Genomic DNA, 16901 nt, shown 5'->3' with positions numbered 1-16901 from the left:
AGCAATTAACCTGAGTAATCAAAGTAACGCCACCATGACGACAGCCGCAACTGATGTAACCCGTTTTGATGATGCAAACACACCAACCACTTTGGCTGATTTAAAGGCTGATCATAGCGATTTTGATGATGACAGCGATGGATTCATACAGGCACAAAATGCGGCGCAAGGTCTAGCCGCGCCGAGCGTTTTGCAGCAGTCAATGACGATCAGTGACACGCAGGCAGGTGAACGTATCGATAAAGTTGCAAGTCATTGGTTGGCAGATTTTTCGCGTGAGCAGGTCAAAGATTGGCTCAATGATGGCGCATTAACCATCAATGGCATGACACAAAAACCCAAATACCGCGTCAAGGCAGGCGATGTGGTCGCGCTTTATGCAGCATTACAGGCAGCACAAGCAGATTTACCCGAAAATATCCCGTTAGATATCGTGTTTGAAGATGCGTATTTGTTGGTGGTCAACAAACCTGCAGGCTTGGTCGTGCATCCAGGGGCAGGCAACTGGACGGGCACCTTGGTCAATGCGCTACTGTATCATTACCCCGATAGCCGCGTATTGCCGCGTGCTGGGTTGGTGCATCGAATCGACAAGGACACCACGGGGCTATTAATTATTGCTAAAGACCACAAAACCCAATTGGCGTTGATCGCGCAGCTTAAAGACAAAACCGTATATCGCCGCTACCAAGCATTGGCATTGGCTGATACCGATACGCTTGCCAGCTTACCGCGTACGATTGATGCACCGATTGGGCGGCACGCCAGCCAGCGCACCAAAATGGCGGTGACCTCAAGCGGTAAGCCTGCCGTGACACACGTTGATCAGCTAACACCCGTCACGGACGGGTTGGTGTTGGCGGATTTGCGCTTAGAGACCGGGCGTACGCACCAAATCCGTGTGCATTTGGCGCATATTGGTTGCCCGTTGCTGGGAGATCCTATATATGGATCGACGCGCCAAACGGCGAAATTATGCAAACATCTGAACACAGCGCAGCAGACACAAGTCAATGACTTTGCGCGGCAAGCGTTGCACGCGTATGAGCTGGGCTTTGTGCATCCCATCACGGGGCAGGCGGTGCGTGTGCAAGCACCTTTGGCAGCGGATATGCAGGTGTTGATTGATGTTTTAACAAAAAAGGACTAGCCGAAACAGGCTAATCCCTTGGATTAAAAAAAAACGCCAGCAAATTACATGGCTTGGCAAGCGGTTTCTACCGTTGAGCCGTCCGTGCCCTTAAAGGTGAAAATCGCTTCATTGCCTTTTTCGTGCCATTCTGCACCTGTCCCCCACATACCTGTGGTTGCCACATAGCGCGCGCCTGAGCCTGAGGTGGCAATATTAAGCACTTGGGTTTTACCTTGTACGCTAATTTGCGCTTGGTTGGTGTTTAGATAGGTGATTTTTGGCATAAAACCGTTTTGGCAACGAAACGTGCGTGTGACGGCTTGGGTGGTGGTTTGCACGACAACAGGCTGCGCGGCAATGTGTGTTGTATTTTGTGTGGTGGTTGTGGTTTGTACCGCTGTGGTGGTTTTGGCGTTATTTGGCGCAGTTGAGTTACAACCAACCAAAGCGGCTGCGCTAAGTGCGGTTACGGCGGTGATGTTTAGCAATGTTTTCATCGTTTTTCCTGTTTAATATGTAAATTAACAATAGGCTTGATTAGACCTTCGGCATACTATCGTATGTTAAGCAGTGCGCTAAGTCAAATATAATTGTCGTGCGCTCTTAAATTATGGCGCGTTTTATTTTATGATAGCCTGCCAAGCAAAATTTAATATCCTATAATAATTTGAGATCATACTATGCCAGATAGCAGTCAAGTCACGATTATTTTTCAAGGTGGGCTCAATACCCAAAATCTTGGTACAGGCAATGACGATGGCAGTGATTTTTTGTATAACGTGACGCGTACCAAAGCCGCTTATCCACAAGCTCACATTATTTTATCCACGTGGCAAAGCGTAAGTTTGCCTAAAAAATGGGCAACTGCCGAACAATTGGGCATTGATCACATCGTGCGATCGCCAGACCCTGGAGGGTTGCCAAATATCAAGTTTGGTTACCATGCACCCAACAATGTTAATCGGCAAATTGTGTCAACCTTGGCAGGGCTACAGGTGGCGACTACGCCATACGCCATCAAGTTACGCACTGACAGCTATTTGACCTCCCATCAATTACTTGATTACTACCAATATTATCAGCAAAAAGTTTTCACTCATCAAAACAAAGTTTTCACTCATCAAAACGCGGATAATCACGCCCAACACGCGCCAACAAATACACGCCCAGCGTATGCGCCGATTGTGGTGCCGCATTTGTTCACCATTGACCCAAATGTGTATGAGCACATGGCGTATCATATCAGCGATTGGGCGCAGTTTGGTACAACCGAAGCGTTGCAGGCGTATTGGTCAGTGCCATTGATGCGTGAGGCGGATGCACGCTACTTTGAATACCACGAGCATGACATCGAGGCAAGTTACGGCAATGATGCATTTCGTACGCGGCTTGCAGTTGAGCAGCATATTGCTACCCATTATGCCAACGCGCGTGGGTTTGTCACGCCAGCATACTACAATCAAATCACGCCACGTATTTTGCAGGCGCACCAAGATTTTTTGGCGCGTCACATCATTGTGCTTGATACGGCAGCGTTTGGACTTGCTTTGCCAAAATACGCATGGGCATATACCGATGAATTTATGCGGCTAAATTGCATCAGTCACGATGACTGGTATCAGCTATTTTGTGATTATTGGCAGCTGCCCAATCCCGATGCCACAAGGCTTGGACACGCACAGGCAAGAGCGCGGCAAAAACAAGCGGCGCGTAGGGCATTTGAGCGCGCGCATCCACCTAAGCGGCGTAAGATTTTGGCTCGGCTATATCCCTAAACACCCATGACATTTATGACTCGTTTTGACCAATCAGGCTTTCAGATTCTAGCTGTACCCAGCCGATTTGCCACAATTACCGACGCGCTGAATTACTGCAAACGCCAAATTACTGATTATGGCGATGAACGCTTTTTTCAAATAAAAATCGCCGATGGTGTGTACTATTTTGACCAAATAGAGATCGATTTTTTTAGTGATAAGGTCGAAATTATCGGCAATGTTGCGCATCCTGAAAACGTTCAGCTGCATTTTAGTAGTTTGGATAATCGGTGCGGGTTTTTGCTACAGCGTGGTAACGGTATTTTTAAAATAGACGGCGTGACCATCAATGGGCATGGTGGGTTTTTAAGTTACGGTCAATGGGCGGATGAAAGCTATGGCGCAGGCATCATGTGCGCTTATAACAGCCAACTGCTGGTGGGTACAGGTGTGCGCGTGAATCATTTTTATTATGGCATCGCAGCGCGATATGGCGCAAGCGTTCGCTGTGAACCGGGTGTGATTGTGCAATTTGCAGGCGATGTGGGGTTTTTTGCGTATGCAGGCTCGATGGATGCTCAGCACTGTGAGGCGTATCACTGCGCGCATGTGGTTGAGGATTTGGGTTTTGGTTTTTGTGCAGAATCGGGTGGGTTTATCAATGCCGATTGTAGCAACGCCGCTCACAACCACATGGCAGGCTTTTATGCGCTGACCAATGGCTCACTGTGGTGTCACGACAGCAGCGCGAATGACAACCGTCATGGCTATTTGGCATTGCACAATGGCGTGCTAAGTGCCAACAGTATCAATCGGCGAACCAATGCGTATCAAAATTTTGGCTATGGTTTTTTTGCTGACAACGGCGGGCGCATTTTAGCAAATCGCTGCATGGCGAATGAAAACACCGTGGGCGGTTTTTTTGCCCGTCATTATGCCAGCATTGACATCACCAAAGCCACTGCCAATCACAATGCAGGGCATGGTTATGTTGCCATCAACGCAACATTGCTGGGTAACGCAGCGCAAGCCAGATTTAATCAAGGCAGCGGCTTTGTTATTGGGCAGGCAGGTTTTTTGGATGGCGAGTACTTGATGGCGTACGGCAATCACGCGTACGGCTTTGAGCTCAACCACGCGCAAGCTTATATCCCAAACGCCCGTGGCTGGAAAAATGGCTTGGGCAGAATGCTAAAAAATTACAGTTGGGTGGCAATTCGTTAGCAACCGCAGCGGCGTATAGTTTTGGCAAAATGTGGTCTAGGCTTTATGTTTGACTGACAAAGTGCTATGCTATGGCCATTTTGTAAGATTTAGCATGACAACAAACAACCTTTACTAACAACCATAAGGAGCTAACATGTTTAGCCATTTAACAGCCTACGCTGGCGACCCAATTTTGGGTTTGATGCAAAAGCACGATGAGGATTTACGCGGCGACAAGGTCAATCTGGGCGTGGGTGTGTACTACGACGATGATGGGCGCTTGCCTGTGCTTGAGTCAGTCAAACAGGCTGAAGAACGCATTGCCAATCCCATTAAGCCACGTCCATATTTGCCGATGGACGGCTTGCCTGGTTATCGTGCGGCCTGTCAGCGTTTGCTATTTGGCAAAGATGCGCAGGTTATCAAAGATGGACGTGTGGCAACTGTGGCAACGATTGGCGGTTCAGGCGCGCTCAAAGTTGGTGCAGATTTTATTCATGCGTGGTTTCCTGAAGCCAAATGCTATGTCAGTGACCCAACCTGGGGCAACCATATCGGGATTTTTGAAGGTTCAGGTTTTGAAGTTGGTAAATATCCGTACTATGACCCTGCAACCAATGGCGTGCGCATTGATGACATGCTCGCGTTTTTGGACAAGCTAAACCCCAATGACGTGGTATTGTTACACCCTTGCTGCCACAACCCAACGGGCGTGGATTTAACACGTGAGCAATGGGATCAAGTATTGGATGTCATTAAAAATAAACGCTTGCTTGCGTTTATGGATATCGCGTATCAAGGCTTTGGCGAGGATATGGACGCGGATGCGTACGCCATTCGCCGTGCAGCGGAGCTGGGCTTAAGCTTTTTTGTCAGTAATTCGTTTTCTAAAAACCTATCGCTGTACGGTGAGCGCGTGGGCGGTTTGTCGGTGGTTTGTCAAGACGCGGCGCAAGCCAAGTTGGTACACGGCCAGCTTAAATACACCATTCGTCGAATCTACTCAAGTCCAGCCTCACATGGCGGCCATGTGGTTGATATCGTGATGAATGATGACGCGCTGTTTGAACAGTGGGTCGGTGAGGTGTATGTCATGCGCGATCGCATCCGCGCCATGCGTGCACAGCTGCGCGAAGCACTTGAGCAAAAAGTTGCTGGACGCAGCTTTGAATACCTAACCAAGCAAAACGGTATGTTTAGCTTCACAGGGCTCACACCTGAGCAAGTCCAACGCTTGCAAGATGATTTTGCCGTGTATATGGTTGGCAACGGTCGGATGTGTGTGGCAGGCTTGAATTCACGCAACATCGATTATATTGCCAATGCAATGGCTGCGGTGTTGGCAAATGACAACGCCTAATTGGCGATCGGCTAGGTTTTAGCCAACTGCATCAATCACAAATCCCCTTACACCTGTGTGTAGGGGGTTTGTTTATCAGCCGTTTTTTAGGTTGCGGTTTGTTGGTTAGACGGTTGTTTTTTATCCATTTTATGGTTTACCAAATTAAGCCAAAGCAGCAAAATTGCCTGTATAAATCTGCGCTATGATGGGCACTTTTTTGATCGAGCCGTAAGCCATGATCGACCGCTGATTGCATTTTGTTGGATGGCAAAAAACATTCACCCAAATTTCATCTACAAAATCGCCATCTGCCTGCCAACTTTGCTACACTAAATGCCCAGCGCTAAGTAGGAAAAAGGAAAAACCGTATGCAGCCCACGCCCGCCACCACCTACACACCACAAGGCAATAGCCAATTTCGCCCGATTGACTACGGCAACAACGTCGCCCAGCGCACGCTGTGCGTATTGGTGCTGGATTTGTCGGGTTCGATGGAAATTGCAGCAGGCAACGGCAAGCGGCGCATTGATATGCTCAATGAAGGCATTGCCGCGTTTTACCACGACTTGATGACCGATGAAACCGCGCGTAACCGTGTGCGACTGGCGATTGTGATTGTCGGTGGTCCCAATGACACGGCAGAATTGATGATGACATGGACAGATGCGGTGGATTTTATGCCGATCGTGTTTCGCCAAAACGGCATGACGCCGCTTGGGCAGGGCATGTTGTTGGCATTAAACCTCATCGAGGACGAACGCGCCAATTTGCGTGACAATGGCATCAGCTACACGCGCCCATGGATTATTGCCATGACCGATGGGCTACCAACCGACAACCGCGATGTGTGGCAAGCGGCGGTACAGCAATGCCAAGCGGCAGAGCAAAACGGGCAGTGTATCATCTACCCAATTGCCATTGACGCAGGCACGCAGGAGCTTAACACGTTGCGCCAGTTATCCACGCTCACCCCTCCGATGCCGCTTAATTCGGTCAAATTTGTTGAGTTTTTTGTTTGGCTATCGGCAAGTCTTAAGACCATGTCGCAATCTGCACCAGGGGAGACGGTGCAGCTCGGCAGTATTTCGCCGTGGGCAACTATTCAAAACTATTGACAATATTATTTAAAAAATTTTAAAAAGTGTTAATATAAATATGACCGATAATCACACCAACGCAACTGCCAATCGCTGGCAAGGGTATTGCGCAAGCAGCATAGGCAAAGCACATGTCGACAGTGGTTTGCCCAACCAAGACCGCGCCAATATTTGGCAAGACGCGCGCGTAACGGTGGCGGTGGTATGTGATGGAGCAGGGTCAGCCACGCATAGCGAGCAGGGGGCAGATTATTTTTGCCAAGCGGTGGGGCAAGCGTTGTTTGTCATCGGGCAGGATCTGACCGATCACCACACCACACAAGCACGCCAAATGATCAATCAAACCGTGCTGGCGCGCCTTAGCCAAAGCCGCGACCAACTGGTGCAGCAGATGACGGCAGGGCAGAGCTTGCGTGATTTTCATACCACGCTTAGTGCTGTGTTGGTGGTTGAGGACGCGGCATTGTTGGTGCAAATCGGTGACAGCCCGTTGATGACCAGCAGTTTTGTGATGGATGATACAACCCAAACCGCGCAGGTGGATTACTTTGGTGATTTGCAAGTCTTTGCAGGCGATGATGGCGAATATGTCAATGAAACGCAGTTTATCACCCAAGCTGATTGGCAAAGCCAGCTGATGCTGCGCTGGTTGGATATCAGCGCGGTGGATTTGTTGGCGTTGATGTCAGACGGCTGCGCAGATTTGGTATTTACAGGCGCAAGCACACAAACGCAGGTGTACCGCCCGTTTTTTGGCAATGTGGTGTTTAATCTGTGCGCGAGCATATCATGCGCTGACGCAGAGGCGATGCTCTGCGACGTGCTTGCCAGCCCTGCAACGTATCGTTTGACAGGTGATGACAAAAGCTTAATCGTACTACTCAAGCAGCCCGAACGCTATCGCGGCATTGCGCCACTGGCTGACACCCCCCAAAAAACGCCCAGTATGCCAACCTCACCAATCGCGCTAGCAGCCAGCCCAACAGCAGCAACAGACCTACCTACAAAAAACCGTACGCCTGTATCCGCCCTGCCTGCCAACCAAGTGGTGACAGCAGCAACCCAACAGCGACGCAATGTGGCAGTGGTGGCAAGTGTTGCGGTATTGGTAGGTGTGGGTGCGTTATTGTGGAGTAATTACAGCCGCATACAACACTCTTTAACCGCAAATGTGGCAAGCACCCACGTACAGCCAGCACCCACGCCCGTGTTGCCGACATTAAGCACCCCTGCACAAGCGTTTGCACCGACGGCTGCGTTGGCGATGTGGCACGCCCAACAAACCCAGCCGCAGCAAGAGTTGCGCCAACAAGGTGTGATTGCGGCATGGGCGTTACAGTTTGTCATCGATGATAGCGCCGCGTCAGCCCTAGATGAATCAGTCCTAAGCGCGTCAGTCCTAAGCGCGTCAGTCCCAAGCGCATCGGTGGCGCAGACTGCTGTTCAACAAACGACGCAAGCGGCTCATGGCATACCAGCCATCATGACTGGCAAGATTGTAGCGTTTGATACGTTGCGCCCGTCAAATGATGCCATCGCGCTAACGTATGGTTTAGCCTGCCATGAAGTCACGCCTGCTGAAAATCAGACGCTTGCCCGTGTGGGTGTACCTTTGCTTGATGTCACCAGTCGCTACCAGCGACGCTATTGCCGTTTGACGTTGCAGCCTGTGCAGACCGTGGCAGCGTATAACACGCGTGCGTTGGTGTTGGCGCATGGGGTGGGCGAGACGTTAAAACATGCCACTAAAGACAGTCAAGTGTTTTATTTGCCGCCATCGTTTGATATTGATATGACGCAAACAAGCGTATCCGCCAGTGCCGTTGCCAGTCAGCCAGTGACCCAACAACCAGATCATCGCGCTAACTTGTCAAATTAAAAAGGTCAAAAATCCATGCCCTATCTGCTTTACAACACCCAACACTATCCACTTGAGCTTTCACCCAGCCAGCAAATTGGCGCAGGTGGCATGGGTGTGGTGTATCAGATTGGCGATTTGTTTGGCACAGGGCGGTTGGTGGCTAAAGTGTTTAAACGCCCCGATGACCCCAAAAACCCAAGCCTTGCTAAGCTGCAAACTATGTTGGCGCGCCCGCCTGCGCATGTGCAAGAGGTCATCACCGGCACGCGCTACACCCAATTTGCGTGGGTGCAATATCTGGTGTTTGCCGATGATGGGCGGCTGATGGGCTATGCCATGCCCGAGCTGGACTTTGACCGCTCAATTTCGCTAAATCCATTCATGTATCCACGTGAGGCAGCGCGGCTGACCCCATACCAAAACAGCCTAAATTATCGCGTGCAGCTGTGTGCCAATATCAGCGCATTGATGGCGGATTTGCACGCGCATGGGCATGCGTTTATTGATTTTAAAGAACAAAATCTGCGTTTGATGCCCGAAAGCGGCGCGATTGCTAATGACGCTTACAAAGGCTTTATCGTCGGGTTTATCGATTGTGACAGCTACCGCATCACCGATGAGCACGGGCATGTATTCCCTGCGCCTGTGATATCACCTGAGATGACCAGCCCCGAGTATCACGAACACAAGGACATCAGCCGCCTTGATGAACGCCATGACCGCTTTGTGTTGGCGATTGAGCTGTTTAAAATCTTAAATTTTGGCATTCATCCGTTTTATTTTATTCCATTGTCTGAGCGCCTGCGCAACTTGACCCAGCGCAACACCGACCAGTTTATTAAAGAACGCTTGTACGCCTACAGTTTAGCAGGACATCCTGAGATTGCACCGCTTAAAACAAGCATTCACACGTTTTGGGATGATGGCACGCGCCAGATGTTCGACCGTGCGTTTTTAACGCCCAATCCCGATGACCGCCCCACCGCGTATGACTGGGAGCAGCACCTGCGTGAGCTCAGCCGTCAGCGGCAGTTTGTTGCCTGTCGTGCGTTTCCTGATGATGCCAGCCATATCCATTTTTTGGGCAAGCCGTGCCATCGGTGTTTTTTGTTGGGCGCAGGCGAATTTAGCCCAGCCGCCGCGCCTGCACCAAACCAAACACATTTAACCCAACCCAGTTTAAATCAAACGATGCCCAGCGCGTCACCTGTGCCGATTATTCCTGAATTTAACCAAGCGCAAAATGCCGCCAAGCGCGCGCCCATTCATCCAGTAAATGATACGACCAATGACACAGCAACGAATACAGCATCATCACGTCCAGCAAAAATAACGACCGATCAAAGATCGCAAGCCGACACCTCGGCTGCGCCAAGCCAAAATCAGCCGATTAAAAAACGGGCTAAAAAAAGCCACCTTGCGCCGTTGATGGGCTTTATCACAGCGTTTGTGATTGGTACGGGTGGTTTGTGGGCGTATAGCCAGTCATCACCGCACAAAAACACTGGCAAGCTTGCCAACCAAACCCAAACCACCGCCAACGCCAAACCGCGCAGTTTTGCTGCCATCAATCAGCAGCTGCCCGAGACACGCCGCCAAATCAACCGTAAGCTTGCCGACTTTGCACAAACGCACCCTGCCAACCAGTCGGGCTGGCTGGCAAGCCGTCAGGCAAAAAGCGACGCGCGCGCATTGTATACCGACACGTTGGGGCTATCAGGCGAGTTTTTTGATCGTGTGTTGGCAACCGAGAATAGCGGTCAGCGCGATTTAAAAACCTTAAGCAACTTAGCGCATAAGCTAAACAGTGCCGACGACATCGCACAGCTTGAACAAACCGCGCAACAGGCGTTTCGCAGGGCAGATATGGCGTATTTTAATCAGTTACCGACCAGTGCCAACAGCAAATCACTTGCCAAACAGCTCAACACTGCTGCCCGTAATGCCTACTGGAACAAGCGTGACCCTGCTGCTGCGTTGTATTTACAAGCGCAAGCGGTGCAAAATCAACCGACACATGGTGAATATAGCGCAAATTTGGCGTTTTATTTGGCAAAAAATAACTACCCTAACGCGCAAGCGTTTGTCATGTACGCGCTGCAAACCCCACGCGCGGCTGACCGCGTGCCCAATACCTATATGATGGAATTGGCGGCGGCATTGGCGCAACAAAACGGTGACACACGCCTTGCTGAGGGCACGCTTTTGGCGCAGTTTTATTTGCTTGATGACAAGGCAAAACGCTGCGCCGCGCTGCTTAATTATCCCAAAACGTATCCTGATTTGGTGCCTGTGGCGCAAAGCGTGCTTGATACGCTCAATCGCCAAGCCGAGCGTGCTGCCATCAGCTTGCCATCTAACTGCAAGCCGCCGTATGCGTGGGCAACGTCATGAACCGCTTAAACGCAAGGGTAAATTTGGTTTACAATAGACCAATTTTTACGCACGTTTGCCCCTTTAATTGCTGAGTAATGGATGAGTATTTGCCCGCCATGTCTACCTTGATCTGCCCAACCTGCCAACAGGTGCTACCCAAAACCGCTGTGATGTGCCCAAATTGCGGCAATCGTAGCCTTGCGCCAAATACCGCCACACCAAGCGCAGCGCCAAGCAGCACGTTTACGCCAACCGCCAACAGCGCACCATGGGCAACCTCCACCCATGCAAATTATCCAGCCAATAGCCAGCCAACCCAAAGCCAGCCATACGCCAATACACCTGCCTATGAGCCGCCGTTTGCACTCGCTGAGCCTGTGGCTGAGCCAAGCTATCAGCCTAACCAGCCAGTGTATGAGCAAGCCGCGCCCACGCCTTACAAAGCTGCCGAAACCTTGCCCACGCCTGCCAATCGGCGCGCAAGCTTGATGGTGTATGCAGGCTTTATGCGCCGTGCGTTGGCGTTGGTATTTGATTGGGTAATTGTCGGTGTGTTGATTGCATTGGCATACCAGTTTGCGTTGCCGCCGCTATTGGCGCAATTTAAAATCCGCGCGCTCAATGACCAAGCCTTGTTTGCAGCAGGTTTTGGTATTTATTGGCTGTATCATGCAGTCTTAACGTGTGTATCACGTCAAGCCACGGTGGGCAAAATCATCATGGGGCTGTGGGTATTTGACATGCAGGGGCAGCGCATTGGGCTACTGCGCGCATTGTGGCGTGAGCTGATTAAGCCGCTGTTGCTACCGTTTGCGTTTATTTTGTGGTTCACCGCGCGTAAGCAGACGCTACATGACTTGTTGGCAGGCACGGTGGTGCTGTTTGACCGCTGATTGATCACATTGAAATTGAAAAAGGAAAGCTGCTTTGCGTACGCCTAGCTCTCATCGTTCCACCCGTTCGCGCCGTGCCTTGCCTGTGGCTCAGCACACCGCCGCAGCAAACCGCGCCAAACTGACAAAAGAAGTACTGTGTTTGGCACTGGTGTGGCTGGCGTTGGTGGTGGGATTTTTGTTGGCAGGTTATGGCGATGGCACAACGGGCAAATCGCAACGTTACGCGCTTGAGCTTGCCAGTGCGACCGCTGGCGTGACCAAACCGCAACTGCTCACCGCAGCGTGTGGTGAAGATGTGATGACACGTCTTGCCCAGACGATGGCGCAAGGTACTGACCCAAACAACACACTGGCACAAGTCTGCCCAAACTTACAAGACGCCACCGCACGCCAAGCGAGCATCGCACAGGCGCGTGAGCAGTTTGACAATGTACAAACCGCATTGGCACAAGCATGGCAAAGCGTACGCCGTGACCAGCGCCAAACCGATTTGGTGCGTAACGAGACAGGCGTGGTGCTTGGCGCCGACCGCTTGCACAGTCGGCAAGATTGGCTCAATCTCAATGCCGACGGGCAGTTAGACAGCGTAGCAACGCTACTGACAACCAAACAAAATCCAAGCGACAACCTTGCGCAAACCTTGGCGTGGCTTGCGGTGGCAGACGGCAATCGGCGGTTTGCATATTCTAAATTGTTTGCCGATGACCCTGCCGCAGCCGCACGCTACAACCAAGCCGCCAGTGATGTGGCGCGCGTGTATGACACCAACACCAACCAAACCAAAGCCGCGCAAGCTCTGTCATTGCTGCCACTGTTTGGCAAGGTTACGGCATTGGGCTTGCTTGCGCAGGTGTGTATTTGGTCATGGGTGACGTGGGGGTTGCTGCTGCTTGCGCAGCGTGTTCACCCTGTGTTGGCAATCGGGCAAGCGTTGGTGGCATGGGGTGTGGTGATCGCTGCCATCAGTCATGGCGTGATTGCACCGTTTCGGGTCGGTATTGTGCTGTTTTGCATTGGGGTGGCATGGTGTGCAGCAGGCGCGTTTGCACCCGTTGAGCGACGGCTTGCACGGCTGCCCGATAACCGCGAGCTTAAAACCAGTGCATGGCTATATCCGCTGTTTGTTGGCTTTGCCAGTTTTGGGCTGCTTATCGTGTTTGATTTGAGTACACGCAGTTATTTGTCGTTACGCTATTTATTTTTAAACCATTTTAAAGATCTGTTTTGGTGCTTTGCCATGGTGAGCCTTGCGCGCCCGTTGGCAAGTGTGGTGGCATGGGCAATGCAAAATCTGGCAGCGCGTAATCTGCTACATGGGCTGTGGGATACCCACACAGGCGAGCGGCGCAAGGCTTGGCTGTGGTTGGGTGCGGCGTTGGTCGGGTTTTTGGGGTTTGTGGTGCTGCTGCGCGGTGATAGCGCGAAGGTTGCCGAGCTTGCCAAGGCGTGGCTACTGGTGTTTTCGGCGGTGTTTTTGGCGATTAACCAACGTGGATTGATTGGGCAAATCTTGCCACGGCGCAGCAAGATGACGGCATTGTTGGTATGGGCGTTGCTACCGCCTGTTGCGGCATTGCTGCTGGCCAATGAAAAAGGCACGCTGCTGGTTATCGGGTTTGTGCTGACGTTTTTGCTTGGCGTGGCGTTGTCCAATCTGATTTTTCAGCGCGGTGGGCGCGGCTATGTGCTCGGTGTGCTGTCTAGTACGGCGATTTTGCTGCTGCTTTTGACAGCATTGGTCAATGTCAGTGGGTTTGATGCACGTACAGCCGAGCGCGTCAATGCGTGGATCAATCCGTTTATTGCCAGTAATGACCAAATGGCGATTTTGCATTGGTTTCGTGAAAGCGTACCGCCTTTAGGCTATGGACTTGGACATATCCCGTGGTGTGGCTACAGGCTTAGCGGCTGTCAGGGTGTGCCGCTACAAATGCAAAGTGACTATACGATCACCTCAGTCATGGCGGTGGTCGGGGTCGCGCCTGCCATCGCGTTGATGGTGGTGTATTTTGCTTGGCTATGGCTGATGGCACGCCAACAACTGGCGTATGGCAATGAGCAAATCAAGACCCAGCTGCAACACGGCGGCTATTTTTGGTTGGCGTGGTTGATTTTGCTGTGGGTGGTGGTGACAGTGTTTCAAGCGTTGGTGACGATTTCGGGCAATTTAGGCTTACTGCCATTGACGGGCGTAACACTGCCGTTTATCAGCTATGGCACAAGTAACTTGTGGTTTAATACCGTGCTGTTTAGCCTGACGCTGTTTAGCCCTAAACTGATATTGGCAAATCTAGCACCTCATGCGACAAATAAGGCAAGCCGATGACCGATGAGCAACACAATCAAGTAAACCAACCGCCACACGCGCCAATGCCTGACGGTACGCCAGTGGATGCGACGGCGGGTGATGGTTTGGCAGCACAACAAGCACAAACAAACGACACTACCGCCAAATCTGCCACCAAACCGCACCAACCGCGCGACGATGACCCTGCGCCTGCCAATTTTCGGCTTAGCCAAGCGTTGTACAATACCATCTTAACCAACCTCAACGTGATTTTGGTGCTATTTATCATCGGTTTGGGTGGTTGGTTGCTGTGGTATTTGTCGCCGTTGACCGCGCAAAATAACACCTACAATGCCGAGCAGTACCAAAACGCTTTGGCATTGGTCGTCAGTAGCATTGAGCCTATCACCGCTGCCCAAAGCATGGGCAATACCGTGCCCGATGTCGCCAGTGTGGGCGCAAATTGTCCGTTTAGCCAAGCCAGCAATCAGCAGCCGTATCAAGCCGCCATCATGCGTCTTGACCAGCGGCTGACTGATTTACAACGCCAAAAACGCCTTGCCAACCATTACCACATCGCGCCCACCACGCTATGGCAAACCGCCTGCCAGCAAGGCGTAAGTGCCGACGCGCTGAGCTTTGCCTTTAACACCTTAACGCCTGATAAACTCATGCAGCTACAATGGCTTGAGCAGCGCCCCAACCGCGCGCGCCGTCAGCTGACCGATGGCACGCTCAGCGCCGCCGAATTACCACCCAACTGGCTAACCCAAACCAATCCGTGGTACGGGCTGGCAGGCTGCGTGTATATCAAAGCACCCAACGATAGCGGCTATGCGTTTGTAGGTGGGGCACAAAGCGCGCAAAATCAGCTGTGCAACCACCCCAAACTCATACCGCCAAGTGTCGCACACGCGGCTTACCAAACCGATGATGTTTCAACAACCGACAGTGAAGCCAGTGGGGTAGCCACCAATGAACAAGACAACGGCCTACCCAATGTCACGCTTGACAAGCTAAGTGATGCGCTGAATAAAGGCTTAAACGGTTTAAATATCGGTCAATCTGGTACAGCCGACACGCCTGTGATTCCATCGACCGACAGCCAGCAAATCGCCTTGCCTGCCAATCTTGGCACCATGTACAGTGAGCTATCTAACATCCATGCCAATCACTTTGACCGCCAACTGCTAGACGCCTACCAGCACTACCAACGCCAAACCGACCAACGTCATTTTTGGCAGCGTTGGTTCGCACCGCCCGTCAATACCATCGCGCTTGATGGTGCCAATATCAAAATTGGCTACAACATGGCATTGACGCTTGACCCGACCATCCAAGCCGACGCGCAAAACATCGCCGATTGCTTTACCAACAGCCCGTACGCCGATGTCGATTGCCGCAACGTGCTGTCGCCAACCCTGCAGCAAGCGGCAAATCAGATGTATGAACATGCGTTGGCACGCAGCATTGGCATTGCAGTGCTGGATGTCAAAACCCAAGGCGTATTGGCATTGGCAAGCAGCGATTCGGCATGTTATCGGCAAGACAACGGTGATGGTTTAGCCAACAGCAATTTGGGCAAAGCTAAAGCTGCCAACTGTCCAACCCTGTGGCCAACCGACTACACACGCCAAAATCTCATGAACCACGCGCTATACCAAACCGTACACCCCGGTTCGATCGTCAAAACAGTACAAGCGTTAGCATTGGTACGCGCCAACCCTGTGCTTAAAAACCCCGATAGCGCGGCGTACCGCTACTTAAAGCAAGTCATGGCAAGCTCATCGACCGAGCGGGTGGCAAACTTTTTATACTGCCAAGCTACCACCAGCCAGCTGATTGTCCCACGCGGACAAGACGGTGTGTGCCGTGGCATGCCTGCGCTTAAAAAAGCCAGCGACGATGTCGGCTTGAGTGCCAATTGCCAATCTACAGGCAACAACCCAAACTGCGGCTTTAAAGACTTGCTATTTGGCAAGCCGTACAACGCCGAGCCCATGCTACAAAGTCGTTATTTTGCAGGCGTGATGCTCACCGATGGCAAACATGACTATGCCGCCAAACAGCTTGAATTCACGCCACAACAGGTGCAAAGCTGCGTCACCGCCAATGGTGGGCGCATGAATGGCAGCTGTCGGCGCGGTGGCGACTTACTCAATGCCAGCATGAATGAAGTCTTTGGCGCAGGCAATGCCAAGGTGTCGGTATTGGGCGCGGCGGATATGTTTGCCAACCTGCTGATAGCCGACAACGGTGACCGCAAGCGTCGCGGTGCGCACCTGATTGAAGACGTGTGGGGCGTGGGACAAATTCCCTTGCGCCCCAAAGCGTGGCGCGGTAACGCCCCAGCAGGGCAATACGACCACTTAGCCATACTGCCTGTGCGCATTAGCCAAAGCGATGCCCACAGCGCGTTGAGTTTGGTTTCAGGCACACTACTGGCAGGTACGGGGCTAAACGGACGCGCAGGCACAGCGTACAGTGCATGCCAACAAGCCATTGGCGATTGTGGTTGGACGCGCGGCGTGGTGATTGGCAAAACAGGCACACCAGGGTTTAACTACCCGACACGACAAAACGGGCGCACAGTCTACACCGCCAACGTCACCACCAATCAAGTTGCCAACCTGTGCAACCCGAAAACCGCCCATGACCCAACCAAATCGCCCAAAACCTTGCCTGCATCGTGCTACAGCCGCCCGTACAAGTGGTTTATTTATGGCATCAAAGACCGCAGCGGCAAATGGGACAAAGCCGTTGCCGTGCTTGTTGAGCGCAACTGGCAAACCTCAGGTGTAGTCGATGACCCGCGAGACGGCATCAACCGCGCTGTGCAAGCAGGTATGCTGTTGGCAAAACAACTGTATCAGGCAACAAGCCCAAAAACCGCAAGTGACAATTTGGCTGATCCCAAAGTCGCCAATACATCGGCAAAACCATGACC

The 16901-nt window shown here is 51.8% G+C and carries 11 protein-coding genes; 10 read left to right on the top strand and 1 reads right to left on the bottom strand.

Annotated elements, in window-relative coordinates:
- The first annotated feature begins 34 nt into the window (after nucleotides 1–34).
- Nucleotides 35–1150, top strand: a complete 1116-nt coding sequence (locus tag MA2_RS01170) for an RluA family pseudouridine synthase (RefSeq protein WP_079352156.1) — start codon at nucleotides 35–37, stop codon at nucleotides 1148–1150.
- Between the two features lie 44 nt (nucleotides 1151–1194).
- Here the strand turns inward: MA2_RS01170 and MA2_RS01165 are convergent, their stop codons facing one another.
- Nucleotides 1195–1629, bottom strand: coding sequence for an MliC family protein (locus tag MA2_RS01165; protein WP_067055186.1), 435 nt, complete (start codon nucleotides 1627–1629; stop codon nucleotides 1195–1197).
- Nucleotides 1630–1812: 183 nt separating this feature from the next.
- On the opposite strand from MA2_RS01165, the gene MA2_RS01160 reads away from it, so the two are divergent.
- The 9 genes from MA2_RS01160 (at nucleotide 1813) to MA2_RS01120 (ending at nucleotide 16899) form a co-directional block, all read left to right on the top strand.
- Nucleotides 1813–2907 carry a WavE lipopolysaccharide synthesis family protein gene (locus tag MA2_RS01160; RefSeq protein WP_067055183.1) on the top strand — a complete coding sequence of 365 codons (1095 nt, stop codon included), beginning with the start codon at nucleotides 1813–1815 and terminating at the stop codon, nucleotides 2905–2907.
- Nucleotides 2908–2922: 15 nt separating this feature from the next.
- Nucleotides 2923–4113 (top strand): hypothetical protein, encoded by a 1191-nt coding sequence (locus MA2_RS01155; protein WP_115254050.1) that lies wholly within the window; start codon nucleotides 2923–2925, stop codon nucleotides 4111–4113.
- Between the two features lie 136 nt (nucleotides 4114–4249).
- The gene (locus MA2_RS01150; RefSeq protein ID WP_067055177.1) at nucleotides 4250–5455 is read left to right on the top strand and encodes an amino acid aminotransferase; all 1206 of its coding nucleotides are present in this window, start codon (nucleotides 4250–4252) and stop codon (nucleotides 5453–5455) included.
- 350 nt (nucleotides 5456–5805) lie between these two features.
- Nucleotides 5806–6552: a vWA domain-containing protein gene (locus tag MA2_RS01145; protein WP_067055174.1), complete on the top strand. Its 747-nt coding sequence runs from the start codon at nucleotides 5806–5808 to the stop codon at nucleotides 6550–6552.
- Nucleotides 6553–6592: 40 nt separating this feature from the next.
- On the top strand, nucleotides 6593–8413 hold the full coding sequence (locus tag MA2_RS01140) for a PP2C family serine/threonine-protein phosphatase (RefSeq protein ID WP_067055171.1): 1821 nt from the start codon (nucleotides 6593–6595) through the stop codon (nucleotides 8411–8413).
- A gap of 15 nt (nucleotides 8414–8428) precedes the next feature.
- Nucleotides 8429–10789: a hypothetical protein gene (locus MA2_RS01135; protein ID WP_067055167.1), complete on the top strand. Its 2361-nt coding sequence runs from the start codon at nucleotides 8429–8431 to the stop codon at nucleotides 10787–10789.
- A 98-nt stretch (nucleotides 10790–10887) separates the two neighbouring features.
- Entirely contained in the window at nucleotides 10888–11664 is a 777-nt protein-coding gene (locus MA2_RS01130; protein WP_245945380.1) for an RDD family protein, read from the top strand.
- A 34-nt stretch (nucleotides 11665–11698) separates the two neighbouring features.
- Nucleotides 11699–13993, top strand: a complete 2295-nt coding sequence (locus tag MA2_RS01125; RefSeq protein ID WP_245945322.1) for an FtsW/RodA/SpoVE family cell cycle protein — start codon at nucleotides 11699–11701, stop codon at nucleotides 13991–13993.
- Nucleotides 13990–16899, top strand: a complete 2910-nt coding sequence (locus MA2_RS01120) for a hypothetical protein (protein WP_174519464.1) — start codon at nucleotides 13990–13992, stop codon at nucleotides 16897–16899. Before MA2_RS01125 ends, MA2_RS01120 begins: the two co-directional genes overlap by 4 nt.
- Nucleotides 16900–16901 lie beyond the last annotated feature (2 nt).

Source organism: Moraxella atlantae NBRC 14588 (assembly GCF_001591265.1).
GTDB classification, from domain to species: domain Bacteria; phylum Pseudomonadota; class Gammaproteobacteria; order Pseudomonadales; family Moraxellaceae; genus Faucicola; species Faucicola atlantae.
The sequence above is the reverse complement of the archived record's forward strand: the minus strand, read 5'-3'. Positions and strand labels throughout refer to the sequence as shown.